23 protein-coding genes are annotated in these 26,142 nt (G+C 72.2%); 4 read left to right on the top strand and 19 right to left on the bottom strand.

Annotation, left to right across the window (positions count from 1 at the left end; translation table 11 throughout):
* Positions 1 to 41 precede the first annotated feature (41 nt).
* Positions 42 to 833 (bottom strand): SGNH/GDSL hydrolase family protein, encoded by a 792-nt coding sequence (locus tag NQU55_RS06680; RefSeq protein ID WP_058042624.1) that lies wholly within the window; start codon positions 831 to 833, stop codon positions 42 to 44.
* A 210-nt stretch (positions 834 to 1,043) separates the two neighbouring features.
* Between NQU55_RS06680 and NQU55_RS06675 the strand changes: the two genes are divergently transcribed.
* Positions 1,044 to 1,850, top strand: a complete 807-nt coding sequence (locus tag NQU55_RS06675; RefSeq protein ID WP_256790014.1) for a tyrosine-protein phosphatase — start codon at positions 1,044 to 1,046, stop codon at positions 1,848 to 1,850.
* A gap of 91 nt (positions 1,851 to 1,941) precedes the next feature.
* Here NQU55_RS06675 and NQU55_RS06670 read toward each other — a convergent pair whose 3' ends face one another.
* The 17 genes from NQU55_RS06670 to NQU55_RS06590 all read right to left on the bottom strand — a co-directional run bounded on the left by NQU55_RS06670 (position 1,942) and on the right by NQU55_RS06590 (position 22,413).
* A complete protein-coding gene (locus tag NQU55_RS06670) occupies positions 1,942 to 3,357 on the bottom strand; it encodes an aspartate aminotransferase family protein (protein ID WP_168092620.1) in 1,416 nt (471 codons plus the stop codon).
* The gene (dxs, locus tag NQU55_RS06665) at positions 3,354 to 5,282 is read right to left on the bottom strand and encodes a 1-deoxy-D-xylulose-5-phosphate synthase (RefSeq protein WP_168092619.1); all 1,929 of its coding nucleotides are present in this window, start codon (positions 5,280 to 5,282) and stop codon (positions 3,354 to 3,356) included. Before dxs ends, NQU55_RS06670 begins: the two co-directional genes overlap by 4 nt.
* Before the next feature lie 77 nt (positions 5,283 to 5,359).
* Positions 5,360 to 6,526, bottom strand: a complete 1,167-nt coding sequence (gene ispG, locus NQU55_RS06660) for a flavodoxin-dependent (E)-4-hydroxy-3-methylbut-2-enyl-diphosphate synthase (RefSeq protein WP_256790013.1) — start codon at positions 6,524 to 6,526, stop codon at positions 5,360 to 5,362.
* Positions 6,527 to 6,531: 5 nt separating this feature from the next.
* A complete protein-coding gene (gene hpnH, locus NQU55_RS06655) occupies positions 6,532 to 7,554 on the bottom strand; it encodes an adenosyl-hopene transferase HpnH (protein ID WP_168093759.1) in 1,023 nt (340 codons plus the stop codon).
* A 5-nt stretch (positions 7,555 to 7,559) separates the two neighbouring features.
* The gene (locus NQU55_RS06650; protein ID WP_168093760.1) at positions 7,560 to 8,210 is read right to left on the bottom strand and encodes a phosphorylase family protein; all 651 of its coding nucleotides are present in this window, start codon (positions 8,208 to 8,210) and stop codon (positions 7,560 to 7,562) included.
* On the bottom strand, positions 8,210 to 10,243 hold the full coding sequence (shc, locus tag NQU55_RS06645; protein WP_168093761.1) for a squalene--hopene cyclase: 2,034 nt from the start codon (positions 10,241 to 10,243) through the stop codon (positions 8,210 to 8,212). Before shc ends, NQU55_RS06650 begins: the two co-directional genes overlap by 1 nt.
* A gap of 117 nt (positions 10,244 to 10,360) precedes the next feature.
* Positions 10,361 to 11,380, bottom strand: a complete 1,020-nt coding sequence (locus NQU55_RS06640) for a polyprenyl synthetase family protein (protein ID WP_206329511.1) — start codon at positions 11,378 to 11,380, stop codon at positions 10,361 to 10,363.
* Positions 11,381 to 11,496: 116 nt separating this feature from the next.
* On the bottom strand, positions 11,497 to 12,948 hold the full coding sequence (hpnE, locus tag NQU55_RS06635; protein WP_168093763.1) for a hydroxysqualene dehydroxylase HpnE: 1,452 nt from the start codon (positions 12,946 to 12,948) through the stop codon (positions 11,497 to 11,499).
* Positions 12,949 to 13,030: 82 nt separating this feature from the next.
* Positions 13,031 to 13,981, bottom strand: a complete 951-nt coding sequence (hpnD, locus tag NQU55_RS06630; RefSeq protein ID WP_168093764.1) for a presqualene diphosphate synthase HpnD — start codon at positions 13,979 to 13,981, stop codon at positions 13,031 to 13,033.
* Positions 13,978 to 14,853 carry a squalene synthase HpnC gene (gene hpnC, locus NQU55_RS06625; RefSeq protein WP_372504648.1) on the bottom strand — a complete coding sequence of 292 codons (876 nt, stop codon included), beginning with the start codon at positions 14,851 to 14,853 and terminating at the stop codon, positions 13,978 to 13,980. Before hpnC ends, hpnD begins: the two co-directional genes overlap by 4 nt.
* A gap of 463 nt (positions 14,854 to 15,316) precedes the next feature.
* Entirely contained in the window at positions 15,317 to 16,117 is an 801-nt protein-coding gene (locus NQU55_RS06620; RefSeq protein WP_168093766.1) for an ATP-binding cassette domain-containing protein, read from the bottom strand.
* Complete coding sequence (locus tag NQU55_RS06615) at positions 16,110 to 17,045, bottom strand: ABC transporter permease (protein ID WP_168093767.1); 936 nt, start codon at positions 17,043 to 17,045, stop codon at positions 16,110 to 16,112. Before NQU55_RS06615 ends, NQU55_RS06620 begins: the two co-directional genes overlap by 8 nt.
* A gap of 78 nt (positions 17,046 to 17,123) precedes the next feature.
* Positions 17,124 to 18,029: a glycosyltransferase family 2 protein gene (locus NQU55_RS06610; protein WP_168093768.1), complete on the bottom strand. Its 906-nt coding sequence runs from the start codon at positions 18,027 to 18,029 to the stop codon at positions 17,124 to 17,126.
* The gene (locus NQU55_RS06605) at positions 18,026 to 18,811 is read right to left on the bottom strand and encodes a CDP-alcohol phosphatidyltransferase family protein (protein WP_168093769.1); all 786 of its coding nucleotides are present in this window, start codon (positions 18,809 to 18,811) and stop codon (positions 18,026 to 18,028) included. Before NQU55_RS06605 ends, NQU55_RS06610 begins: the two co-directional genes overlap by 4 nt.
* Positions 18,789 to 19,850 carry an iron-containing alcohol dehydrogenase family protein gene (locus tag NQU55_RS06600; protein ID WP_256790000.1) on the bottom strand — a complete coding sequence of 354 codons (1,062 nt, stop codon included), beginning with the start codon at positions 19,848 to 19,850 and terminating at the stop codon, positions 18,789 to 18,791. The genes NQU55_RS06605 and NQU55_RS06600 overlap by 23 nt, the downstream gene beginning before the upstream one ends.
* Positions 19,838 to 20,575 carry a phosphocholine cytidylyltransferase family protein gene (locus NQU55_RS06595; RefSeq protein ID WP_256789999.1) on the bottom strand — a complete coding sequence of 246 codons (738 nt, stop codon included), beginning with the start codon at positions 20,573 to 20,575 and terminating at the stop codon, positions 19,838 to 19,840. The genes NQU55_RS06600 and NQU55_RS06595 overlap by 13 nt, the downstream gene beginning before the upstream one ends.
* Positions 20,572 to 22,413, bottom strand: coding sequence for a DUF5941 domain-containing protein (locus NQU55_RS06590; protein ID WP_168091663.1), 1,842 nt, complete (start codon positions 22,411 to 22,413; stop codon positions 20,572 to 20,574). The genes NQU55_RS06595 and NQU55_RS06590 overlap by 4 nt, the downstream gene beginning before the upstream one ends.
* Positions 22,414 to 22,702: 289 nt before the next feature.
* On the opposite strand from NQU55_RS06590, the gene galE reads away from it, so the two are divergent.
* The 3 genes from galE (at position 22,703) to idi (ending at position 25,494) form a co-directional block, all read left to right on the top strand.
* Complete coding sequence (galE, locus tag NQU55_RS06585; protein ID WP_168091644.1) at positions 22,703 to 23,701, top strand: UDP-glucose 4-epimerase GalE; 999 nt, start codon at positions 22,703 to 22,705, stop codon at positions 23,699 to 23,701.
* Between the two features lie 177 nt (positions 23,702 to 23,878).
* Positions 23,879 to 24,826, top strand: a complete 948-nt coding sequence (locus NQU55_RS06580; protein ID WP_058042606.1) for a cation diffusion facilitator family transporter — start codon at positions 23,879 to 23,881, stop codon at positions 24,824 to 24,826.
* Between the two features lie 56 nt (positions 24,827 to 24,882).
* Positions 24,883 to 25,494 (top strand): isopentenyl-diphosphate Delta-isomerase, encoded by a 612-nt coding sequence (gene idi / locus NQU55_RS06575; protein ID WP_168091645.1) that lies wholly within the window; start codon positions 24,883 to 24,885, stop codon positions 25,492 to 25,494.
* On the opposite strand, the gene NQU55_RS06570 is transcribed toward idi, so the two are convergent.
* On the bottom strand, positions 25,469 to 25,966 hold the full coding sequence (locus tag NQU55_RS06570) for an ATP-binding protein (protein ID WP_058042604.1): 498 nt from the start codon (positions 25,964 to 25,966) through the stop codon (positions 25,469 to 25,471). The two genes, idi and NQU55_RS06570, sit on opposite strands and share 26 nt — an antisense overlap.
* Between the last annotated feature and the right edge of the window lie 176 nt (positions 25,967 to 26,142).

Here is a 26,142-nt window from a genome sequence, read left to right as displayed (position 1 = left end):
CGCTGCGAAATACGAACTACGCACTACGCACCGCAAAGGCACTACAGCGGCAGCAGGTCCGGCCGCTTGGGCTCCACGTGGTCCCCCGAGGACTCGCCGCGCAGCCGGCGGCCGATCCACGGCACCAGGTGCTCGCGCGCCCAGTGGATGTTGTCGCGCCGCACCTCGGCGGGCGAGCGGTGGTCCTCGTCCGGCCAGGCCTGGTCCGGGTCGGCCGGCACCTCCAGGCCGAGCACCTGGGCGGCCCGCAGGGCGACCCGCGTGTGCCCGTCGGGCGAGAGGTGGAGCCGGTCGTCGCTCCAGGCCCGGCGGTCCTGCACCGAGCGCAGCGACCACAGGTCCAGGACCGGGCAGCCGTGCCGGTCCGCGATGGCCCGGACGTGGGCCGTGTACGTCGCGATCTTGCCGCGCAGGTGCCGCAGCACGGGCATCCCGCGGGTGTCGAAGCCGGTGCACAGCAGGACGGTGCCCACGGAGGAGGCCAGCTCGGCGACGGCCTTCTCGTAGCGCTCGGCCACGGCGTCCGGGTCGCTGCCCGGGCGCAGGATGTCATTGCCGCCCGCGCAGAACGTCACGAGGTCCGGGCCGAGCTCCTTGGCCCGGGGCACCTGCTCCGCGACGATCTGGTCCAGGAGCCGGCCGCGCACGGCGAGGTTGGCGTAGCGGAAGTCGTGCTCGGCGCGCTGGTCGGAGAGGAGTACGGCCAGTCGGTCGGCCCAGCCGATGAAGGTGTCGTCCGGCCCCGGGTCGCCGACGCCTTCGGTGAAGCTGTCCCCGACGGCTGCGTACGACCCGATCGCGCTCTTGCTGAATGAATTCGAATCGTCTGCCACGTCGGTACATCTTTCCTCGCGGGGAGTGACCTACGCCACCGTAACCAGGGGTTGACGTGCCGTGATGTATCCCACCCCGAGAAGTCCGTGTATGCGGAATACGTCGGCGCGGCTACCGCAGCGGGGCGGTAGCCCGTACAACCGGTGTCGTAAGGTCGTTGAACCGCTTCGCCGGCGAGCAGTGCCGGCGGCCTAGCCCTGGGAGCGCCCGTGACGCAGACGCCGCATGTGCCGTCCACCGAGCCCGAGCTGGCGGGGGTGCGCAACTTCCGCGACCTCGGCGGTCTGCCGGCCGCCGGCGGGCGGCGGGTACGGCACGGCGTCCTCTTCCGCAGCGGGCACCTCGCCCACGCCACCGAGGACGACGCGCGCTTCCTCGGCTCGCTCGGCCTGCACACGGTCTTCGACTTCCGCAACGACGCCGACATCGCGCTCGACGGGCCGGACGTCGAGCTCACCGGCGTCCGGAACGTCAACCTCCCCCTCAACGACCCGGCCCACGGCGCCGAGTTCTGGAACATGGTGCGCGCCCGCAACCTCGGGCACCTGCGGACGGTGCTGGCCGACGGCAAGGCCGCCGAGCGGATGGCCGAGACGTACCGGGAGGTCGTCACGGGCCGCACGGCCGAGCTCGGCCACGTCCTGCGCGCCCTCGCCGACGACAGCGTGCCGGCGCTGATGCACTGCGCGGCCGGGAAGGACCGCGCCGGGCTGTCCGTCGCGGTCACCCTGCTCGCCCTGGGCGTCGGCCGCGACGTGATCGAAGCCGACTACCTGGAGTCGAACGCGCCGCACCGGCGCTACCGGATGCGGCGCGCCCCGGAGTCGACGGGGCCCGAGGACCGGGAGATCGCGGAGCTGCTGTCGCCGATGTTCGAGGCGCGCGCCGCGTACCTCCACGCGGCGTTCGACGAGATTGACGCCACGTGGGGCACGGCCGACCGTTACCTGGCCGACGGGCTCGGGCTCGGCCCGGCGGCCCGGCGGCGGTTGCAGGACCGGCTCCTCACGGACTGACACGGGGCTCTGCCCCGGACCCCGGTCCTCAGACCCCGGTCCTCAGACGCCGGACGGCCGAATTTTCACCTGGTCTCCCAGCGCGGGTACGTCAGCGGTTCGCCACCGCCTGCTTCACCAGCGTCCGCCCGAAGTCCCACAGCAGGCCGCCCCCGCCGTGGGCGTCGTCCATGACCGCAGTGAAGGCGTCCACGAAGCGGTGCACCTCGCGCTCCCCGATGACCAGCGGCGGGATCAGCTTGATCACCTCCAGGTGGTCGCCGGAGACCTGGGTGAGGATGCGGTGCTTCTGCAGCAGCGGCACCACGACCATCTGCGCGAAGAGGCCCTTGCGCGCCGCCTGGAGCATGGCCCAGCGGCTGCGCAGCCCCAGCGAGGACGGCTTGCCGAACTCGATGCCGATCATCATGCCCCGGCCGCGGACGTCGTGCAGCAGCTCGTACTTGCCGACGAGGGCGGCCAGCCGGCTGCGCAGCAGCTCGCCCGTGCGCCGGGCGTTGGCGACGATCTGCTCGTCCTCCATCACGGAGAGCACCGCGAGCCCGGCCGCCATCGCCTGCGCGTTGGAGCCGAAGCTCGCGGAGTGCACCAGGACGCGGTCCATGGAGGAGTAGACCTTCTTGAAGATCCAGTCCTTGCCGAGGGTGGCGCCGACGGGCACGTAGCCGCCCGAGAGGGCCTTGGCCACGCAGACCAGGTCCGGCTCGACGCCCGCCTCGTGCTGGTAGGCGAAGAAGTCGCCGGTGCGGCCGATGCCGGTCTGCACCTCGTCGGCGATGAGCAGCGCCTTGTGCCGGTGGAGCAGCTCCTGCGCGGCGCGCAGGAAGCCGGCGGGCGGCTCCAGGACGCCCTTGCCCTGGATCGGTTCGACGACGAAGGCCGCCACGTCGCCGCGGGCGAGCTCCCGCTCCAGGGCGGCGAGGTCGCCGAGCGGGATCGCCGTGTCGGGCAGCAGGGGCGCGAAGCCGTCCCGGAAGCCGTCCTCGCCGTTGACGGAGAGCGAGCCGGTGGTCAGGCCGTGGAAGGCGTGGGAGCAGTAGAGGACCCGCGGCCTGCCCGTCGCGTACCGGGCGAACTTCAGGGCCGTCTCCACCGCCTCGGTGCCGCTGTTGCCGAAGAACACCCGGTCCAGGTGCGGCGCGTAGGACAGCAGCTTCTCGGCGAGGAGGCCGGGCAGCGGCTGGCAGTCGAAGCGGGTGAGGTCGGCGAGCGAGGCGTCGAGGACGTCGTGCAGCGCCTTGCGGACGACGGGGTGGTGCCGGCCGACGCCCATCACCCCGAAGCCGGCGAGCATGTCGAGGTAGTCCTGCCCGTCGGCGTCCCAGAAGTAGGCGCCCTCGGCCCGCTCGTAGACCTTGTCGAAGCCGATGGTGTGCAGCATGCGCGGCAGCTGGTGGTTGAGGTGCCGGGCGTGCAGGTCGTACCGCTCGCCGCCGCGCTCGGCGAGGAGCCGGGTGAGGTCGAAGCCCTTGCCGTCGGCGGCGGCACCGGCTGTGTCGGCTGTCATGCGTCGTTCTCCTTCGCGGCCGCGGGGTTCTTCGCGGCTTCTTCCTTGCGGGCCAGGGCGGCGCTGATCCGGCCGGCGATCTCGGCGGGGGTGAGCCCGAGGTCCGCCAGGACCTCGCCGCGCTTGGCGTGCGGCAGGAACTGCTCGGGGATGCCGAAGGTGCGCAGCGGCACGTCGACGCCGGCGTCGCGCAGCGCCTGCGCGACGGCCCAGCCGACGCCGCCGGTGCGGCTGTTGTCCTCGACGACCGCGACGACCCGGTGGCGGGCGGCGAGCGGGGGCAGTGCGGGGTCGACGGGCTTGACCCAGCGCGGGTCGACGACGGTGCAGGGGGTGCCGCGGGCGGCCAGGAGGTCGGCGGCCTCCAGGCACACGCCGGCCATGGCGCCAACCGCGACGATCAGGACCTGCGCCTCGTCCGCGCCGGGTGCGGGGCGGGCGATGACGTCCATGCCGCCTTCGCGGGCCAGGGCCGGGACGGGCTCGCCGACGCTCTCCTTCGGGAAGCGGATCACGGTGGGTGCGTCCTCGACCTCGACGGCCTCGCGCAGCTGGGCGCGCAGCTGGCCGGCGTCGCGCGGGGCGGCGATCCGCAGGCCGGGGACGACCTGCAGGATCGACATGTCCCACATGCCGTTGTGGCTGGGCCCGTCGGTGCCGGTGACGCCCGCCCGGTCCAGGACGAAGGTCACCCCGCACTTGTGCAGGGCGACGTCCATGAGCACCTGGTCGAAGGCGCGGTTGAGGAACGTGGCGTAGACGGCGAAGACCGGGTGCAGTCCGCCGGTGGCGAGGCCGGCCGCGGACACCGCGCCGTGCTGCTCGGCGATGCCGACGTCCCAGACGCGGTCGGGGAAGGCCTCGGCGAACTTCGTCAGGCCCACGGGGTGGAGCATGGCGGCGGTGATGGCGACCACGTCCGGCCGCTCGGCGCCGATGGCGAGCATCTCGTCGCCGAAGACCGAGGTCCAGGAGCGGCCGGCGGCCGGGGCCAGCGGCCGGGAGGTGAGCGGGTCGATCACGCCGACGGTGTGGAAGCGGTCGGCGTCGTCCTCCAGGGCGGGCTGGTAGCCGCGGCCCTTCTCCGTGCGGCAGTGGACGAGGACGGGGCCGTGGAAGCGCTTGGCCCGGCGCAGCGCGGATTCGACGGCGGCGACGTCGTGCCCGTCTATCGGGCCGAGGTACTTCAGGCCGAGGTCCTCGAACATGCCCTGCGGGGCGAAGGCGTCCTTGAAGCCCTTCTTCGCGCCGTGCAGGGACTCGTAGAGGGTGCTGCCGATGGCGGGCAGGCCCTGGATCGCGTCCTTGCCCCAGGACAGGAGGCGTTCGTAGCCGTCGGTCGTGCGGAGCGTGGCGAGGTGGTCCGCGAGGCCGCCGATGGTGGGGGCGTAGCTGCGCTCGTTGTCGTTGACGACGATGATCAGCGGCCGGTCCTTGGCGGCGGCTATGTTGTTGAGCGCCTCCCAGGCCATGCCGCCGGTCAGGGCCCCGTCGCCGATGACGGCGACGACGTGGCGGTTCCAGCGGCCGAGGACCTGGTTGGCCTTGGCGAGGCCGTCGGCCCAGCCGAGGACGGTCGAGGCGTGGCTGTTCTCGATGACGTCGTGCTCGGACTCCTCGCGCGAGGGGTAGCCGGACAGGCCGCCCTTGCCGCGCAGCTTGGAGAAGTCCTGGCGGCCGGTGAGCAGTTTGTGCACGTACGACTGGTGGCCGGTGTCCCACAGGATGCGGTCGGCCGGTGAGTCGAAGGAGCGGTGCAGGGCGATGGTGAGCTCCACCACGCCCAGGTTGGGGCCGAGGTGGCCGCCGGTCCTGGCGACGGCGTGGATGAGGAAGTGGCGGATCTCCTCCGCCAGTTCGGTCAGCTCCTCGGCGTCCAGGGTCTTCAGGTCGCGCGGACTGCGGATGTTCTCCAGCAACGACACGCGGGCCCCCTCCTCGTCTTGCGGCCTGGGCCGGGCGGCCGCACGGTCGCTGTTCCTACGGTGGCGGGTCGCCGGTCTCAGGCCACGGTGACGTCCGGCGCCCCGGGAAGGGCTCCGTCCGCCGCCATGGCATCGGCGATCTTCATTGCTTCCTCGATGAGGGTCTCCACGATCTTCGACTCCGGCACGGTCTTGATGACCTCGCCCTTGACGAAGATCTGCCCCTTGCCATTGCCCGAAGCGACACCCAGATCGGCCTCACGGGCCTCACCCGGACCGTTGACGACGCAGCCCATCACCGCGACGCGCAACGGCACCTCCATGCCCTCCAGGCCCGCGCTGACCTGATCGGCGAGCTTGTACACGTCCACCTGCGCACGACCGCAGGACGGGCACGAGACGATCTCCAGACGGCGCTGGCGCAGCCCCAGGGACTCCAGGATCTGCATGCCGACCTTGATCTCCTCCGCCGGCGGGGCCGACAGCGAGACGCGGATGGTGTCGCCGATGCCCTCCGACAGCAGCGCACCGAACGCCACCGCCGACTTGATCGTCCCCTGGAACGCCGGACCGGCCTCGGTCACACCCAGGTGCAGCGGGTAGTCGCACTGCGCCGCCAGCTGACGGTACGCATTGACCATCACCACCGGGTCGTTGTGCTTGACCGAGATCTTGATGTCGCGGAAGCCGTGCTCCTCGAAGAGCGAGGCCTCCCACAGCGCGGACTCCACCAGCGCCTCGGGCGTCGCCTTCCCGTACTTCTGCAGCAGCCGCCGGTCCAGCGACCCCGCGTTCACACCGATACGGATCGGGGTGCCCGCATCGGAAGCCGCCTTGGCGATCTCCTTCACCTTGTCGTCGAACTGCCGGATGTTCCCCGGGTTCACCCGGACCGCCGCGCAGCCGGCGTCGATCGCCGCGAAGACGTACTTCGGCTGGAAGTGGATGTCCGCGATCACCGGGATCTGCGACTTCTTCGCGATGACCGGCAGCGCGTCCGCATCGTCCTGCGAGGGGCAGGCCACCCGCACGATCTGGCAGCCCGACGCCGTCAGCTCCGCGATCTGCTGCAGGGTGGCACCGACGTCGGCCGTGACCGTCGTGGTCATCGACTGCACCGAAACGGGCGCGTCACCGCCCACGGCGACCGACCCGACCTGGATGCGCCGCGAGGGGCGGCGCACCGCGAGCGGCCGGGCCGGCACGCCGGGGAGCCCGAGGGACACGGGTCCCGCGGAGGCCATGGCCGTCAGCTCCGGTTCCCGGCGACGCTCTCGCGGGCCGCGCGGATCGACTCCTTCAGCGACCCCATGGTGGCGAGGACGGCGGTCGGCTCGTATCCGCAGTGGGCCATGCAGTTGTCGCAGCGCGGGTCCTTGCCGCGGCCGTACTTGTCCCAGTCGGTCTCCTCGATCAGCTCCCGGTACGTCGGGACGTAGCCGTCGCTCATCAGATAGCAGGGGCGCTGCCACCCGAAGAGGGAGTAGTTGGGGATGGCCCAGGCGGTGCAGGAGAAGTCGACCTTGCCCTCCAGGAAGTCCAGGAACAAGGGGCTGTGGTTGAGCCGCCAGCGCGCCCGGTTCCCCCCGGAGAAGGCCTTCTTGAAGAGCTCCCGGGTCTGCTCGACCCCCAGGAAGTGGTCCTGGTCGGGAGCCTTCTCGTAGGCGTAGGCAGGCGAGATCATCATCTCGTCGACCTTGAGGTCGTCGTTGAGGAAGTTGAGCACCTCGACGATGGTCTGCGGGGTGTCGGTGTTGAAGAAGGTCGAGTTGGTGGTGACCCGGAAGCCGCGCCGCTTGGCCTCCTTGATGGCCTCCACCGCCTCGTCGAAGACGCCCTCCTTCGCAACGGACTCGTCGTGCCGCTCGCGCAGCCCGTCGATGTGCACCGCGAACGCGAAGTAGGGGGACGGGGTGAACTTGTCCATCTTCTTGCGCAGGAGCATGGCGTTGGTGCAAAGGAAGACGTACTTCCGCTTCGCCACCAGCTGGCGCACGATCTCGTGGATCTGCGGATGCATCAGAGGCTCGCCGCCCGCGATGGAGACCATCGGCGCCCCGGACTCCAGCACGGCGCCGACGGCCTGTGCGACCGGCATGCGCTGCTTGAGCACCCCGGCGGGGTGCTGGATCTTCCCGCACCCCTCGCACTTGAGATTGCAGGCGAAAAGCGGTTCCAGCTCGACGATCAGCGGGAACTTCTCGCGCTTCCTGAGCTTCTGTTCAAAAAGGTACGTTCCCACCCGGATGGACTGGCGGAGTGGCATGGCCATCTGGCTCACCTCCTGGGGAGCAGTAAAGAACGGTGCCATTCGATAAAAGCCGGGAGGACGGTGCGCAGAACCCGGAAAGCCGATATTCCACCGCGCAACGTCCCGATTCGGACGAGTTCATGTTCTGGAGCGTCCACGACCACCCGGACGGCCGCAACCGGGCGCGGCCCCGCGCGCACGGCGCTTCGGAGCGTGGCCGCGGACTCCATGTCCACGGCGAGCGCGCCCGCGGCGTGCAGGGCGGCCCGCTCCGCGCCGCGCACGACGTGGTCCGAGCCGACGAGGGGCCCGGTGTGGATGACGCGCCGGGGCACGGCACGGGCGAGCTCCTTGGCGAGGAGCTCGACGCCCGAGCACTCGGTGCTGCCCGTGGCGTCCCGGGTCTCGTCGGCGACGACCAGGTCGCCGGGGTGCATCCCCGGGGCCAGGCCGGCGCAGAAGCCCGTGGCCACGACCGCGGCCTCGCGCATCGCCGGGTCGCGCAGGGCCCGGGTGACGGCATGGTCCGCGGCCTGCGGCCCCATGCCGGTCCGCAGAACGGTCACGGGCCCGGCCGCCCCGCCCGGGCCGCCCCCGCGCAGGGCGAGGCGCTCGATGCCGAGCGCGCAGGCGACCAGCAGCGGTGCGGGGCCGGGACTGCCCGTGCCGTTCGTCATCACGCCTCCAGGCGGTCGGGGGCGAACAGCTCCCCGTGCACGTAGCGGCCGAGGGCCGTGAGGGGGAAGACCTGCCGGTAGAGGTGGTAGTTGATGGAGAAGTCCCAGGGGAACCCGGTGCCGGTGAAGTGCGGCTCGTCCCAGGACCCGTCCGGGCGCTGGGTCTCCACCAGCCGGGCCACGCCCCGCTCCACGGCCTTGCCCTCCCGCTCCCCGGCGGCGAGCAGGGCCATCAGGGCCCAGGCCGTCTGGGAGGCGGTGGAGGCGCCGCGCCCGATCCACTCGGGGTCGCGGTAGGAGCGCAGGTCCTCGCCCCAGCCGCCGTCGTCGTTCTGCACGCGCTCAAGCCAGCGCACGGCCCGGCGGATCGCCGGGTGCGAGGCGGGGATGCCGGCCGCGACGAGGGCGGGCACCACCGAGCCGGTGCCGTAGACGTAGTTGACGCCCCAGCGGCCGAACCATGCGCCGCTCTCCTCCTGTTCGGCCAGCAGCCACTCGACTCCGCGCCGCGTGCGCGGGTCGTGCCGCTCGCCGAGGAAGGCGAGCATCTCGACGACGTGCGCGGTGACGTCGGCGGACGGCGGGTCGACGACCTCGCCGAAGTCGCAGAAGGGCAGCCGGTTGGGCAGCGTGCTGGTGTTGTCCGCGTCGAAGGCGCCCCAGGCGCCGTTCTTCGACTGCATGCCCAGGTTCCAGCGGGCGGCCCGCCGGACGGCCGTCTCCAGGCGCGCGGGCTCGGGGTGGCGGACCCGCTTGAGGGCCAGCACGACCTCGGCCGTGTCGTCGATGTCGGGGTAGGTGTGGTTGTGGAACTCGAAGGCCCAGCCGCCCGGGGTCAGCCCGGGGCGGCGCACCGCCCAGTCGCCGGTGCGGTGGATCTGCTCGCCCAGCATCCAGTCGGCGGCCTTGACCAGCGCCGGGTGGTCAGGCGCCACTCCGGCGTCCGCGAGGGCGATGGTGGCCAGGCACGTGTCCCACACCGGGGACTGGCAGGCCTCGATCATGCGGCTGCCGTCCTCCCGCCACACGGCGAAACGGTCCAGCGACTTGAGCCCCTCGCGCAGCACGGGGTGGTCCAGGTCGTAGCCGAGGAGGTGCAGGGCGATGATCGAGTAGACGGCGGGGGGCTGGATGCCGCCCCAGCAGCCGTCGTTCTCCTGGCGCTCGATGATCCAGCGGGCGGCCGAGTCGAGCGCGAGGCGGCGCAGGCGGCCCAGCGGGAACCGGCGGTAGTGGTGCAGGGCCTTGTCGAGCCGCTGGAAGACGCCGTCCCAGCTGGCCGCCGGGGCGAGCGGGCGCGGCGGGTTCGGCCGGGCCGGGTCGGTGTGCAGCTCGTCGAGCGCGAAGGGCGCGGGGCGCACGGGGCGCTTCGCGGAGACGACGGTCAGGGGCACGATGGTCTGCCGGGCCCACTGGCCGAAGTCGTAGAGGTTGAGGGGGAACCACTTCGGCAGGAACATGATCTCGGGCGGCAGTTCGGGGAGGTCCTCCCACTTCCACCAGCCGAAGAGGGCGAGCCAGATGCGGGTGAAGACCCGGGAGGCGGCGATCCCGCCCTGCTCGCGGATCCACGCGGAGGCGGCGGCCATGTGCGGGGCGTCCGGGGCGTCCCCGGCGAGCCGCAGGGCGACGTAGGCCTCGATGGTGGTGGAGAGCTCGCCGGGCCCGCCGAGGAAGGTGGCCCAGGTGCCGTCCGAGCGCTGCTCGGAGCGGATGTGGAGGGCGGCGGCGCGGGTGGTCTTCTCGTCCCGGACGCCCAGGAACTGACGGAGCAGCAGATCCTCGGCGTCCATGGTGACGTTGGTCTCCAGGTCGCCCTTCCACCACCCCTGCTCGTCCTGGCGGGAGAGGAGGTGATCGACCGCGCGGGCCGTGGCCCGCTCCGCGGCGGCGAGCGCGCCGGGCGCCTCACCCTCCTGGACCGGAGGCTGTGCCGTGCCGTGTGCCGTGTGCTGTTGCGCTGTGGTGCTGTCGGTGGCCGCGGCAGCGCGGGGCGGCAGGGCCCCGGTGCTTCCGTCGGTCGTCGCTGTCATGGTTTCCCCTTTTTTGCAGTGAGCTTCCTTCTCTGCCTTCCTGGGGGCTCCGTCGGCCGGCGCCGCAACACTGGCGCCGGCCGGCGACCGCGATCTGCTAGATCGGGTGAATAGGAATCATCTCTTTCGTACGACGACGAAGTCGGCGAGCGCCACCAGTTGGGCTCGGACTTCTGCGGGCATGTCAACTCGGTCGAGGGCGGCGATCGCGGTCGCGTGCTGGCGGCGGGCCTCCTGGGAGGTCCACTCCCGGCCGCCCGCCTCTTCGATCAACATCGCGCGGCTGGCGAATTCTTCCTCGTCGAAGTCGGCGAGCTGGGCGTCGCTGAGCTTGGCGTCGGCCGCGAGGATCTCCGCGAGCCGCTCGGAGGCGGAGCCGCCGGCGTCGAGGGCCGCGACCACCGGCAGCGACTTCTTGCGCTGGCGCAGGTCGCTCCAGGTCTGCTTGCCGGTGGCCTCCGGGTCGCCCCAGATGCCGAGCAGGTCGTCCACCGCCTGGAAGGCGAGGCCGAGGTGGTAGCCGTAGGCCTCCAGGGTGTCGGCCGTGTGGTCGTCGGCGCCGCCCAGGACGGCGCCGATGGAGACCGCGCAGGCGAGGAGGGCGCCGGTCTTGTTGCCCTCCATCTCCAGGCACTCCTCGACGGTGACCCGCTCGCGGTGCTCGTAGGAGATGTCCTGCGCCTGGCCGTCGATCAGCTTGCGGGTGGCGGTGGTCAGCCGCCGGGTGGCGCGGCCGGCCTCGACGGTGCCGAGCTCCAGCAGGATCTCGTTGGCAAGCGCGAAGAGGGCGTCGCCGACGAGGATGGCCTGCTCGGGCCCGTACACCTTCCAGACGGTGTCGCGGTGGCGGCGCTGTTCGTCGCCGTCCATCAGGTCGTCGTGCAGCAGGGAGAAGTTGTGCACGAGCTCCACGGCGACCGCGCCGGGGATGCCCACCTCCGGGGCGCGTCCGGCGGCCTCGGCCGAGAGCAGGGCGAGCGCGGGCCGGACGGCCTTGCCGCTGTCGCCGTGCGCCGGCCGCCCCTCGGCGTCGATCCAGCCGAAGTGGTAGGCGGCGACGGTGTCCATGGGCGGCGCGAGCCGTTCCACGGCGGCACGCAGCACCGGCGTGGCAAGCGTCCGTCCCCGCTCCAGCATGGCGTTGACGCCTGCAGTGTCGACAGCTGGGATCGCCGAAGTCACGGTCTCTCCTCTGGTGGTCGTGCTCGTGCGCGGCCCGGTCCGGGCACGCGACGCTTCATGGCTCGCCTCGGTCATACCGCCTCCCGCAAGGGGCTCTCGTGCGGTCGGCCGAGCTCGGAGAGTGCCGCACCCGCGGCGTGGACGCCGCTGCGCACAGCGCCCTCCATGGTCGCGGGCCAGCCGGTGGCGGTCCACGCGCCGGCCAGGTACAGGCCGGGCGTGTTCGTGCGGGCGGACGGCCGCAGCCGGCCGACGCCCGGGGTGGGGGCGAACGTCGCTGTACGCTCCCGGGTCACGAAGAAGTCCCGGACGCCGGCGCCGCGTGCGGCGGGCAACAGCCGTTCCAGCTCGGGAAGATAGCGGGCCCGCAGCTCGGCCACGGGCCGGTCGATGTCGTCCTGCGCCGCCGACTGGGAGACCGCCAGGTACTGCCCGCCCTCTCCCCGCGCCGCGAGGCCGGAGGAGTCCGTGCGGTCGAAGACCCACTGCACGGGCGAGCCCAGCGCGGTGAAGAACGGCTGCCGCAGGACCTTGCGGTCGTAGACGACGTGGAGGTTGAGGATGGGGGCGGTGCCGATCTCCAGCAGCCGGCCCGGCTCGTCCAGGGCGCCGTCGGGCAGCAGGGCGTGCGTCTCGCGCTGCGGCAGGGCGAGCACGACCGTGCCGGCCGTGAGCCGCTCGGCCGCACCGGGGCCCGTCTCGGCGTCGACCTGCCAGAGGCCGTCCGCGGCGCGGCCGACGCCGGTGGCGCGGGTGCGCAGCAGGGTGCGCACGCCGGCCTTGTCGAGGGCGGCGCGGGCGCGGGTGTCGTGCAGCTCGCCGAGGGGGACGTGCGCCCAGCCGATGTCGGCGGCGCCGGGCTCGGTGAGCAGCGCGGTCTTGAAGACCATGGCGGCGAGGCCGAGCGAGGACTCGTCGGCGGTGGCGTTCAGCGTGGCCACGCCGATCAGGTCCCACAGGGCCTCGACGGTGCGGGCGGACTGGCCGCGGCGGCGCAGCCAGCTCGCGAAGTCCGTGCCGTCGAGGGCGGGGTCCTGCGGGTCGAGGCCGCGCAGGGCCAGCGCGGCACGGCCCACCTGGGCGCGCTCGGCGAGCGAGAGGTGGGGATACGTGGCGAGGCTGGCGGCCAGGTGCAGGGGGACGGGCAGGGCGGTGCGGCGCAGCCGGCCGAGGCGGGGCCTGCCGGAGGGGTGGCCGACGTCGAGGACGGGCACGTCGAGCCGGTCCTGCAGGGGCGCGAGGTGCAGCGCGTCGATCCGGTCGAGGAACGAGCTGTAGGCGGTGCAGCAGCGCAGGTAGACGTGCTGGCCGTTGTCGATGGTGAGGTCGCCGCGGCGGAAGGAGAAGGCGAGGCCGCCGAGCCGGGGCCGCCCCTCCAGGAGGGTGACGCGCACGCCGGCGTCGGCGAGCTCCAGCGCGGCCGTGATGCCGGCGAGTCCGCCGCCGACGACCACCGCGCGGGCGGCCGGGGCGCCGTCCCCGTCGGTGGGGTCGTGCCCGGGCCCGGTTGTCGTGGCTGTCATGTGCCCACCCCTTCGGCTGCTCTCAGGGACGTTTTCGCAGGGCGGAGGGTTGCGCGCCGTTTGCCGGCCCGGACCAGGGGCATCAAGCGCGCCCCCCGGCGGTCCGCCGGTGGACGCTGCGGGCGTCCAGTCCGGACAGGCCGCGCACGGCGACGTAGACCTTCTCCCGGCCGGGCAGGGAGACCCGGCCGCGCAGGACCGCCTCGGGGTCCTCGGCGATCCGGTCGAGCAGCCGGCGGTAGATGCCGGCCATGGCGGCGACGCAGGCGCCGCTGCGCCGGTCGAGCATGGGCAGCAGCCGGGTGCCCTCGGCGAAGAGCGCGCGGGCGCGCCGGACCTCGAAGTGGACGAGGCCGGTGAAGTCGGCGCCGGCCGGGGGCCTGGCGGAGTGGAAGCCGTCGGCGCAGCCGAACTTCGCGAGGTCGTCGGAGGGCAGGTAGGTGCGGCCGTTGGCCGCGTCCTCGCGGACGTCGCGCAGGATGTTGGTGAGCTGCAGCGCCAGGCCGAGCGTATCGGCGTACTCCGAGGCGCGCGCGGCATCGCGCGCGCCGGGCACGGTGCCGAACACGCCGAGGGAGAGCCGGCCGATGGCACCCGCGACACACCGGCAGTACACCGCGAGGTCGTCCCAGGTCTCGTACGACTCGCCGCGCACGTCCATCTGAACGCCGTCGATGAGTTCGTCCAGCCCGCCGAGCGGGATGGGGAAGCGGCGCGCGGCATGGCTGAGCGCGACGGCCACCGGGTCGGTGTCGTCCTCGGCGATCCGGCCCTCCCGGATCCGCGCGAGCAGCTCGCGCGTCTCCTCCAGCCGGCGGTGCTTGTCCCCCGCGTCCAGCGGGCCGTCCCCGATGTCGTCGACACGCCGCGAGAAGGCGTACAGCGCCGACATGGCGCGCCGCTTGGCGGTCGGCAGGAGCCGGATGCCGTAGCTGAAGTTGCCCGCCTGCTGCCCGGTGACCGCCTCGCAGTAGCTGTACGCGGCGAGCACCGGTGCGGACGCTTCCTGCGATCCGTTCACGGTCCTGCTCACCCCTCTCTTCGCAGTGTCGCTCCCACCTCGCGCAGCAGGCTGAGCTTGGTGGGCTTGGGCGGTCCGGGCAGTACGTCGTGTCCTGCGGCGGCGACCGCGCGGAGCGCGGCCCTCCCCCCGCCCACGAACCCCGCGAGCAACAGCTTCAACCTGCCGTGGACGCTACCCACCAGGGGGGTGCCTTCATTCAGCAGTTCCCCGGCGCGTTCCCCTTCGTACGCGACCAGAGCGCGCAACGACGCGCCGCCGGTCGGGCGCGCGAGGTCGGCCTCGGTGACGTGGAAGCGCTTCATGTCCTCGGCCGGGAGGTAGACGCGGTCGCGCCCGAGGTCCTCGGTGACGTCCTGCAGGTGTTCCACGATCTGCAGCCCGGTGCAGACCGCGTCCGAGCGGCGGATCCGCTCGGGGCTCGCGGTGCCGGTGATGCCCAGGACGAGGCGGCCGACGGGGTTCGCGGACAGCTCGCAGTAGGCGAGCAGATCGTCGTACGTACCGTAGCGGCGGACGCGCTGGTCCTGCCGGTTGGCCTCGATCAGCCCCAGGAAGGGCTCCGGGGTCAGGCCGCACCGGCGCACGGTGGGCCGCAGGCGGCGCAGCAGCGGGTGGCTCGGGCCGGTGCCGGAGCGGTCGAAGACGCGCCGCAGGTCCGCCTCGAAGGCGTCCAGCATCGCGAGCCGCTCCTCGCTGGTGTCGGCGCGCGTCCCCGCGAGCCCCAGCAGCTGCGCGTCGCGCCCGCCGGCGGCGAGGTCGCCGTCGCCGATGTCGTCGACGAGGCGGGCGTACCCGTAGACGGCCATGAGGTCGTCCCGCCAGGCGCGCGGCAGGAAGAAGGGTGCCACGGGGAAGTTCTCGTGCGCGGCCTTGTCGAGCACGGCGCGCTCGTGCGCGTCCGTCCCCGCCGTCACCGCGGGCTGCCCGGACCGGGGACGGCGTGCACGCCTCGGGGCTGGAGAGTTTCCGTAGCCATTGCCGTCACATCTCCCGTTCTACACTGCCGACCCAGAACATCCTATTTCGGACACGCCGCAGGGTAGACACCCCCTTCGGCGCCCCCTGCTCCCCCTTCGGCACCCACTGTCCCGCCGTATCCGACGCCGTCTCCGGAGCCGCGGATACACCGGTATCGCACGCTTCGCCGCAAATCAGCACGGTACAGCGTACGCCGCACACCTGTCCGACGTGCGGCCGGGTAGGTGCTTGATCCATACAATGCCACGCGCGCAACGAATCAACCCTGCCAATAAGCCAGTTGATCGTTACGGAAAGGTCAAGGCCCTCACCGGAGCGCACCGGCGAGGGCCCGCGGGAACCGGCCCGCGCCGGCCCGTACGGCGCCTAGCGGGCCGTCTCCTTCTCGTACGCCCGGACCACTTCCTCGGTCGGTCCGTCCATCAGCAGCTGTCCGTGCTCGAGCCACAGCACGCGGTCGCAGGTGTCCCGGATCGACCTGTTGTTGTGGCTGACGAGGAAGACCGTGCCCGCCTGCTTGCGCAGCTCGCGGATGCGGGCCTCGGAGCGCTTCTGGAACGAGCGGTCACCGGTGGCCAGCGCCTCGTCGATCATCAGCACGTCGTGGTCCTTGGCCGCGGCGATGGAGAACCGCAGCCGGGCCGCCATGCCGGACGAGTAGGTCCGCATGGGCAGCGTGATGAAGTCGCCCTTCTCGTTGATCCCGGAGAAGTCGACGATGCCCTGGTAGCGCTCGCGGATCTGCTCGCGCGACATCCCCATGGCCAGACCGCCGAGCATCACGTTCTTCTCGCCCGTGAGGTCGTTCATCATGGCCGCGTTCACGCCCAGCAGCGAGGGCTGGCCGTCGGTGTAGACCTTGCCGCGCTCGGTGGGCAGCAGCCCCGCGATGGCCTTGAGGAGGGTGGACTTGCCGGAGCCGTTGGAGCCGATCAGGCCGATCGCCTCGCCACGGTAGGCGGTGAAGCTCACGCCCTTGACGGCGTGCACCTCGCGCACGCCGGCCCCCGGCTTGCGCTTGACGATGCGGTTCAGGGCGGCGGTCGCGCTGCCCCGGCCGGTGTTGCCGCCGTAGACGCGGTAGACGATGTGGACGTCCTCCGCGATCACGGTGGGCACGCGGGCGTCCGTCCCGGCGGGGTTGGGGGTGGGGTTCTGTTCAGCCACGGCCGTACTGCTCCTCAGCCTTCCAGAAGTACACGAAGCCGCCGACGCCGACCACGACCGCCCAGCCGACCGCCAGCAGCCACACATGCGGCGGCAGGTGGATGTGGCTGTGGTCGTCGATCAGGGACCAGCGCATCAGGTCGATGTAGACGGCCGCCGGGTTGGCGCTGAGCACGTCGATGACCCACTTCGGGGCGTGGGTCTTCTCCAGCGCCTCGACCATGTTGTACATCACGCCGGACGCGTACATCCACGTCCGCGTGATGAACGGCAGCAGCTGCGCCAGGTCGGGCGTCTTGCTGCCCGCACGGGCCATGACCATCGCCAGGCCGGTGTTGAAGAAGAACTGCAGCACCAGGACGGGGATGATCAGCGCCCACGACGGATCGGGCATGTGCCCGAAGCCGAGGAGGAAGAGGAACAGCACGCACATCGACAGCAGCAGCTGCTGGAGCTGCTGCATCGCGAAGGAGATCGGCAGGGCCGCCCGCGGGAAGTGCAGGGCGCGCACCAGCCCCAGGTTGCCCGAGATGGAGCGCACGCCCGCCAGCGCGGAGCTCTGGGTGAAGGTGAAGACGAAGACGCCGGTCACCAGGAAGGGGATGTAGGTGGCGATCCCCATGCCCTTGGACTGCTGCATCAGCAGACCGAAGATCAGCAGGTACACGCCGGCGTTCAGCAGCGGCGTCGCCACCTGCCAGACCTGGCCCAGCTTGGCCTGGCTGTACTGGGCCGTCATCTTGGCCCGGGAGAACGCGACGATGAAATGCCGCCGCGCCCACAGCTGCCGGGCGTACTCCGGCAGGCTCGGGCGGGCCCCGCTGACCGCGAGACCGTACTTCTTGGCCAGCTCGGCGGCGGACAGTCCGTCGTCGGGCGATGGCGGGGCACTCATGGCGACCGCACTGTCGTGCGTTGTCTCGCTCACAGTTGACACTTTCGTCCTCAAGGTGCGCTGCCGGGGGCTCGCCCCGGACCGCGCCCGATGCTCATAGACAAGAGCTTGTCAGATCACGGGAGGCCGACCCAGCCGGGTCAGGCGCCACACGGTACGCCACTTCATGGGGCGCCGTGGACCACAGGGAGTCGTCCAGCCCTCCTTGAAGCCCCCGAACCAGGCCCGCAGCGCGGGCAGGGACGGCCGCCGGGCCAGGGTGAGCAGCAGCCACACCCCCAGGTAGACCGGGACCAGCGGGGCGGGGAGGTTGCGCCGGGCGAGCCAGACGCGGTTGCGGGCGACCATGCGGTGGTAGACCGCGTGGCGGCTCGGCGCCGTCGTCGGGTGGTGCAGCACCATGTCCGCGCGGTAGTCGATCATCCAGCCCGCGTCGAGGGCCCGCCAGGCGAGGTCGGTCTCCTCGTGCGCGTAGAAGAACTCGTCCGGCAGCCCGCCGACCTCGGCGAAGACCCGGGTGCGGACCGCGTTGGCACCGCCGAGGAAGGTGGTCACCCGCGAGGAGCGCATCGGGTCGGAGGCGCGCAGCCGCGGCACGTGGCGGCGCTGGGTGACGCCGGTGTCGGGGTCGGCGATCCGGAAGCTGATGATGCCGAGCTTCGGGTCGGCGGCGAACGCCTGCCGGCACAGCTCGGCGGTGTCCTGGCCGGGCAGCAGGCCGTCGTCGTCCAGGAACAGCAGGATGTCGGCCTCGCGCCCGGCGGGCCCGAACGCCTCGATGCCCACGTTGCGCCCGGCCGGGATGCCGACGTTCTCCGACAGCTCGACGGTGCGCACGGTCAGGCCGGGGACGGCGATCGGCGGCAGCGGGGAGCCGTTGCCGACGACGACGACCTCGATCGGGTCGCCGTCCTGCTTGGCGACCGACTCCAGCAGGGCGCGCAGCTCCGCGGGGCGGTTGCCCATGGTGAGGACAACCGCGCCGACCTTGACCGGAGGAGCGGAGGGAGCGTTCATCGGAGCCTGCTCGACGCGAGGATGGACACGAGGTGCAGCACAGTCTGCAGCACCGCGACGGCGGCGAGCAGGACCACCGCGACACGGGTGAACAGCAGGTCGCCGTGGACGAAGTCCGCGATGCCGGCCACCAGGATCACCAGCGACGCCTCGACGCCGCCGACCAGCCGGTGGAACTTCAGCGCGGCCGCGGCCTTGCGGGCCAGGGCCATGCCCGAGGAGCGCGGCGTGGCCGCGGAGTCCTCGGCGGCCGCCATGCCGCTGCGGGCGCGGGCCACGTCGACCAGGTCCGTCTCCGCCTTGATCAGGATGGCGCCGAGCGCGGCCAGCGTGCCCAGGAACGCCCACTGCCACTGCGTGGCCGCGCCGTCCTTGTGCAGGACGTCCGCCGCACGGATGCCGAAACCGACCAGCAGGGCGGCCTCGGAGAGGTAGTGGCCCACCCGGTCGAGATAGACGCCGGTCGTGGAGGTGACCTTGCGCCAGCGCGCGAGCTCGCCGTCCACGCAGTCCAGCAGCAGGTACAGCTGGATGAGCAGCGCACCGAGGATCGCCCCGGTGAGGCCCGGGATCACCAGGGCCGCGCCCGCCGCGATGCCGGCCAGGATCATCAGGCCCGTGTACTGGTTGGGCGTGAGCCTGGTGTTCAGCAGGACCCGGGTGCAGCGCAGGGAGATCTCGCGCATGTACAGGCGCCCGGCCCAGTGCTCGCCGCTGCGCCGGTCCTTCAGCCCGCCGGGGTGGACGACCGGGCGGAGTTCAGCTAGTGACGGTTTTGGCATAGTCGGCGTAAGCGTCCCTGATCTGGTCGGTGGAGAGCGCGAGGTGCTCCAGGATCGTGTAGCGGCCGGGGCGGGTCTGCGGCGCGTACTCCACGGCCGTGACGAACTCCTCGGCGCTGAAGCCGATCTCCTGCGGGAGCACGGGCAGGCCGTGCCGGCGCAGCACCTCGACCATCAGCGCGGACTCCTCGCGGGCACCGCGCAGGTACATCGCGAAGGCCGCTCCGAGGCCGCACTGCTCGCCGTGGCTGGCCGCCCGCTTGGGGAAGAGCAGGTCGAAGGCGTGGTTGATCTCGTGGCAGGCGCCGGAGGCGGGGCGGCTGTCGCCGGCCACCGACATGGCGATGCCGGTGAGCACCAGGCCCTCGGCGAGCACCTGCAGGAAGCCGTCGTCGCCGACGCCGCCGGGGTGGCGCAGCACGGCCTCGCCGGCCTGCCGGGCCATGGCGGCGGCCAGGCCGTCGATGTCCTCGCCGCGCTCGCGGGCGGCGAGCTCCCAGTCCGCCACGGCGGAGATGTTGGAGATCGCGTCGCCGATGCCGGAACGCACGAAGCGGACCGGGGCCTCACGGATGACGTCGAGGTCGATGACCACGGCGATGGGGTTGGGCACGCCGTACGAGCCGCGGCCCGCGTCGTTGTCCAGGGTCGCGACCGGCGAGCACAGGCCGTCGTGCGAGAGGTTGGTCGCGACGGCCACCAGGGGCAGGCCGATGCGCGCGGCGGCGTACTTCGCACAGTCGATGATCTTGCCGCCGCCGAGGCCCACCACGGCGTCGTAGTGGCCGGACTTCATCGCGTCGGCCAGCTTGATGGCCTCGTCCAGCGTGCCGCCGCCCACCTCGTACCACGAGGCGCCGGGCAGCGCCGGGGCGAGCCGCTCGCGCAGCACCGCCCCGGAGCCGCCGCTGATGGCGACGGCCAGCTTGCCGGAGCTGGAGATCCGCTGATCGGCGAGGACGCTCGCCAGATCGTTGAGGGCTCCGGCCCGGATGTCGACGACGACCGGCGAGGGGATGAGCCTCGTCAGTACTGGCACGCGATCTCCCGGCCCTTGGCGAGGTCGTCGTGGTTGTCGATCTCGACCCAGCGGACGTCGCCGATGGGGGCCACGTCGACCTTGAAGCCGCGGTTGACGAGCTCCTGGTAGCCGTCCTCGTAGTAGAGGTCGGGGTCGCGCTCGAAGGTGACCTTGAGGGCGTCGGCCAGGTCGGCGGCGGCCTCGCCCTCGATCAGGGTGACACCGATGTACTCACCGGTGGCCTCGGCCGGGTCCATCAGTTTGGTGATCTTCTGGACGCCCTTGTCGGGGTCCACGACGACCTTCATCTCCTCGTCGGCGAGCTGCTTCACCGTGTCGAGGGCGAGGATGATCTTCTGGCCGTTGCCGCGGGCGGCGAGCAGGGTCTTCTCCACGGAGACCGGGTGCACGGTGTCGCCGTTGGCGAGGATCACGCCGTCCTTGAGGGCGTCACGGCCGCACCACAGGGAGTAGGCGTTGTTCCACTCCTCGGCCTTGTCGTTGTCGATCAGGGTGAGGCTCAGGCCGTACTTGGCCTCCAGGGCCTCCTTGCGGGCGTACACGGCCTCCTTGCGGTAGCCCACGATGATCGCGACCTCGGTCAGACCGATCTCGGCGAAGTTGGCCAGGGTGAGGTCGAGGATGGTCGTGTCACCATCCACCGGCACCAGGGCCTTGGGCAGAGTGTCGGTGTAGGGACGCAGACGCCGTCCGGCGCCGGCGGCCAGCACGAGGCCGATCATGCGGGTTCTCCTGTTTCGTCGTGTACTGCGGGTGCCCCGGAGGACACCCAGAAGCGGATGCTCTCGCTGAGCACCACGAGGGCGATGGCGGCCGCGAGGACCGTCAGCGCGATGGTGAAACCTCGGCCGTGCCACAGGGCGGCCGCGATGGTGACCGCCAGGACGCGACCCTCGTGTCCGCCGATCGCCCGCACCAGCCGGTGCGGGGGCGCGCCGGTGCCACCGCGGATGCGGTACACCGTGTCGTAGTGATGGTAGGCGACCGCGGCCACCAGGCCGAAAGCCGCAGGGAGGGCCCCCGGGGCCCCGGACTGCGCCGCGAGGCCCAGGACGATGCCGTACTCCGCTCCCCGGAAGACCGGGGGGACCAGCCAGTCCAGGGGGCCCTTGAGGGGCTGGGCGACGGCGACGCCGGCGAGGATCGCGTAGACCGCGGCCTGCAGGACGGCCCGCCAGGTGCCGCCGCTGCCGGCGACCAGCGGGCCGAGGAGCAAGCTGGCTGCGGCGAGGACGGCCCAGAAGGGGGCGCTGTAGGCGCGGCCGGGCACCGTGCGGCCCAGGCTGCCCGCGGCGACCTCGGCGATCGGGCCGGAGTCGGCGAGGTCGGCCAGCGCCTGTGCGGCGCGGTCCGTGCGCTCGGCCTTGCGGGTCAGGGAGCGCAGGACGCGGCCCGCGGTGGTGTAGCAGGCGGCGAAGGCGCAGCCGATCAGCAGCACGTAGAAGACGGTGCGGGGCGTGGTGAGCGCGGTGAGGACCGCGATCAGCGCCCAGCGCTCGCCGATGGGCAGCACGATCATGCGGCGGACCCAGACGGTCCAGCCGACGCTGTCGAGGCGCCCGGAGAGGGCCGCCGTCGGGCTCGTGTTGGCCGTGGCGTCGTGGTTGGCCTCGTTGAAGGCGAAGTCGACGACGTGCCGGCAGGTCATGAGGACCATCGCGCCGAGCGCGAGCGCCCACACGTCGTCGTGGCCGCCGCCGCGGGACGCTCCGAGGGCCAGGCCCGCGTAGAAGGCGTACTCCTTGGCACGGTCGAAGGTCGCGTCGAGCCAGGCGCCGAGCGTGGAGTACTGCAGGGAGTAGCGGGCGAGCTGGCCGTCGGTGCAGTCGAGGACGAACGAGAACAGCAGCAGCGCGCCGGCGGCGACGAAGCCGCCGCGGGTGCCGGTCGCCGCGCAGCCGGCCGCGATCAGCGCGGTCAGCAGGGACGCGGTGGTGACCTGGTTCGGGGTGAGGCCCCGGCGGGCGCACCAGCGCGCGAGGTAGCGCGAGTACGGGCTGATGCAGAAGGTGGTGAAGAACCCGTCGCGGGACTTCACGGCGTTGCGCAGGCGCACAGCCTCGTCGTCGACGGCCCCGACCTCGGCGAGGGTCTTCGCCCGCGCGTCGTCCCCCTCGGGCACGGCCGCGACGAGCACACCGAGCTCGGGCCGGTGCACGGCGACGCCGTCGGCTTCCAGCCGGGCGGCGACGGCGCCGGGAAGGCTCGCGGCGGCCGGCCCGCTCCCCGCCACGGCGGGGGACGCAGGTTCCCGGTCCGCCGGGCCGGTGTCCGTGACCGCCCTGAGCGCGTGCGTCAGCGACGCACGCGCGTCCGGCTGGGCGGTCAGGGCGCCCTCGACCGCGGCGGCCGGGAAGCGGGGGTCGGTCAGGGCCAGCCGCAGGGCGTGCACGTGCCCCACGAAGCCGGGGTCCACCAGAGCGACGCGCTCGGTGGCCGGGACGGCGGCCAGCGCCCCTGCGGCGTCCTCCGTCACGCGGACGTCGAAGCCGAGGGACCGCAGGTCCTCCTCAAGAGAGGAGCCGGCGGGCGGCGTACCGGTGAGGATGGCGGTCGACAGACGAACTCACTCCTTGCGGCTGACATGGCCGCCCCGGGGCCGCGGGACGCGGCGGGCGGCAGTCGTGCCGGCGACCCCTGCGGGGGCGGCACGTCGGCAGAGGCTATCGGATCACCGGAAGGCCCCGTTCACCGCACGTGCACCCTGCCGACGACAGGGCCCCCGCCACAGTCAGGACGAGCGGGCGGCACGCGTGGTTCCGCGGCGGAGCGTGAGGGACCGCACGGCGGGTGCGGGGGTCGGGTGAACGAAACCGGACGTCCGCCCGGCCTGCACTAGGGTGCCGGTCATGACATGGCTGATCACAGGCGGTGCCGGATACATCGGGTCGCACGTCGCCCGGGCGATGACGCAGGCCGGCGAGCGGGTCGCCGTGCTGGACGACCTGTCCGCGGGCGTGGCCGAGCGGCTGCCCGCGGGCTGCGTGCTGGTGCGGGGCTCGGTGCTGGACCGCGAGCTGCTCGACCGTACGTTCGCGGAGCTGGGCGTGACGGGCGTGGTGCACCTGGCGGCGAAGAAGCAGGTCGGGGAGTCGGTGGAGAAGCCGCTCCTCTACTACCGGGAGAACCTGCACGGGCTGACCGTGCTGCTGGAGGCGGCGGTCGCCGCCGGGGTGCGCAGCTTCGTGTACTCCTCCTCCGCGGCCGTCTACGGCATGCCGGATGTGGACCTCGTCACGGAGGACACGCCGTGCGCGCCGATCAACCCGTACGGCGAGACCAAGCTGGCCGGCGAGTGGCTGGTGCGGGCCACCGGCAAGGCGCACGGCCTGTCCACGGCGTGCCTGCGCTACTTCAACGTGGCGGGCGCCGCGGTGCCGGAGCTCGCGGACACGGGGATCTTCAACATCATCCCGATGATGTTCGACCGGCTCACCCGGGGCGAGGCCCCGCGCATCTTCGGCGACGACTACGCCACGCCGGACGGCACCTGCGTGCGTGACTACATCCACATCGAGGACCTGGCCACCGCGCACCTGGCGGCGGCCCGCCGGCTGGCCGAGCGGACCGAGCCCGGCGACCTGACGCTGAACGTGGGCACGGGCGAGGGCGTCTCGGTGCGGGAGATGGCCGGCCTGATCGCCGAGGTGACCGGCCGCACAGAGCCGGCGCCCCTGGTGGAGCCGCGCCGTCCGGGTGATCCGGCGCGTGTCGTGGCATCGAACGAGCTGATCGCGAAGGAGCTCGGCTGGAGCCCCGCGCACGACGTGCGCAGCATGGTCGCTTCCGCGTGGGAGGGCTGGTGCCTGCACCACCCGGAGGCCCGGCAGGCTCTTCCGCGCGGCTGACGCGGGCCGCCCGGCAGTGATCGCCGCAGGTCGGCGCGGTGGGCATCGTCGCAGGTCAGAGCACATGACAACGGTGTTCAGTGCCGCGTTGCCCGATACCCCCCGCCCGTAGTTCACTGGGTGCCCGGACGGCAGGAGCCGGCCGGGCGGGCACCCGTTTCCTTAAGGCGGCATTTCATGGGCGCAGGGCACGATCACGGTCACTCGCACGGAGGACCCCCGCCGGGCACGACCGGCACGGCGGCCGCGGCCTACAAGGGGCGGCTCAGGATCGCCCTGGGCATCACGCTCACCGTGCTGCTGGCCTACGTCGTCGGCAGCGCGCTGACCGGTTCGCTGGCGCTGTTCGCCGAGGCGGGTCACATGGCGACGGACGCGGTGGGCGTCTCGATGGCGCTGCTGGCGATCCACTTCGCCAACCGCCCGGCGTCGAGCCGGCGCACCTACGGCTACGCCCGGGCCGAGATCCTCGCGGCGCTGCTGAACTGCCTGCTGCTGCTCGGCGTGGGCGGCTTCATCCTCTTCGAGGCGATCGAGCGGCTGGCGAACCCGACGGAGGTGCCGGGCGGGCAGACGGTCGTCTTCGGTCTCGTGGGCGTGGTCGCCAACGGGATCTCGCTGGCGCTGCTGATGCGGGGGCAGAAGGAGAGCCTCAATGTGCGCGGTGCGTTCCTGGAGGTGCTCTCGGACGCGCTGGGGTCGCTCGCGGTGGTGCTCTCCGCCCTGGTGATCATGGCCACGGGCTGGACGCAGGCGGACCCGATCGCCTCGCTGCTGATCGCGGTGATGATCGTGCCGCGCACGGTCAAGCTGCTGCGGGAGGCGCTCGACGTCCTGCTGGAGGCGGCGCCCCGGAACGTCGACATGGACGAGATCCGGTCACACATCATGGCGCTGCCCGGGGTGCAGGACCTGCACGACCTCCATGTGTGGACGATCACATCCGGAATGCCGGTGCTCTCCGCCCATGTCGTGGTCGACCACCTGGCCCTGGACTCCACCGGGCACGAGAAAATGCTCCACGACCTGCAGGGCTGCCTCGGCGAGCACTTCGACGTGGAGCACTGCACCTTCCAGCTGGAGCCCAGCGGCCATGCGGAGCACGAGGCGAAGCTCTGTCATTGACGCCCCGGCCGGGTACGGCAGACTTGAGGGTCGAAGACCGACAACGAGGATGGTCAATGCCGATCACACCAGCCAATGGCCTCTCCGCCGACACCGCCGCTGCCCCCTCCCAGGAGGAGTCAGCCGAACCGATCATGCTGGAGCTGGTCGACGAGGACGGCAGAACCATCGGCACGGCGGAGAAGCTCTCCGCCCACATCGCCCCCGGCAGACTGCACCGGGCCTTCTCGGTCTTCCTCTTCGACGACGAGGGCCGGCTGCTGCTGCAGCGGCGGGCGCTGGAGAAGTACCACTCCCCCGGCGTGTGGTCGAACACGTGCTGCGGTCACCCGTATCCCGGTGAGCCCCCGTTCGTGGCGGCGGCCCGCCGTACGGGCGAGGAGCTGGGGATCGCGCCCGCGCTGATGCGCGAGGCCGGAACCGTGCGCTACAACCACCCCGACCCGGACTCGGGCCTGGTCGAGCAGGAGTACAACCACCTCTTCGTGGGAATCGTGCGGGCCGAGCCGCGCCCGGCCCCGGAGGAGATCGCGGAGACCGCGTTCGTGACCCCGGCCGAGCTGGACGCGCTGCGGGCGCGCCTTCCCTTCTCGGCGTGGTTCATGACGGTGCTGGATGCGGCGCGCCCCGTGGTGCGCGAGGTCACCGGGGACGCGGCGGGCTGGTAGGCGCGGGGAGCGGCAGGGCGGCCCAGACCACCTTGCCGCCGCTCGCGGTGTGCTCGACGTCGCACATGCCGCCGGCCTCGTCGGAGATGGTCTTGACCAGCAGCAGTCCGCGGCCGCCGATGCGCTCGTCGTCCGCCTCCAGGGGCTTGGGCCGGTAGGGGTGGTCGTCCTCGACGGCCACCCGGATCCAGTGCCGTCCGATGGAGACCTCCACGGCCACCTCGGGCGAGAGCAGTGCGGCGTGCTGGACGGCGTTGGTGACCAGCTCCGAGACGATCAGCAGCAGTCCCTGCAGCAGATCCTCGCAGAGCGGCACGCGCTGGTGCCGCAGGAGGTCGCGCACGGCGTGCCGCGCTCGGGGGACGGAGGAGTGCAGCGCGGGAGCGGTGAAGCGCCAGGCTCCGTCGAACTCGACCGGGCGCCGGGGCGGGGCCTGCCCCGGGTCGGGCGGGACGCTCCCGAGGATTTCCATGTCCGATACCAACCCCTCACCATGGTCGACCGCAACCACGAGTGTTGGGAAGGTGAGGGACCGTACCGGCGGGGTGACCACAAATCAGCGGCTATCGACGGAGTTTGATCGTGTGCGTATGCCACGGTCACTGACGCGACTGATCCTGGCCGCCCTGTTCCACGCTCCATGAACGA

Source organism: Streptomyces telluris (assembly GCF_024519335.1).
In the GTDB taxonomy this organism is placed as follows: Bacteria; Actinomycetota; Actinomycetes; order Streptomycetales; family Streptomycetaceae; genus Streptomyces; species Streptomyces telluris.
The sequence above is the reverse complement of the archived record's forward strand: the minus strand, read 5'-3'. Positions and strand labels throughout refer to the sequence as shown.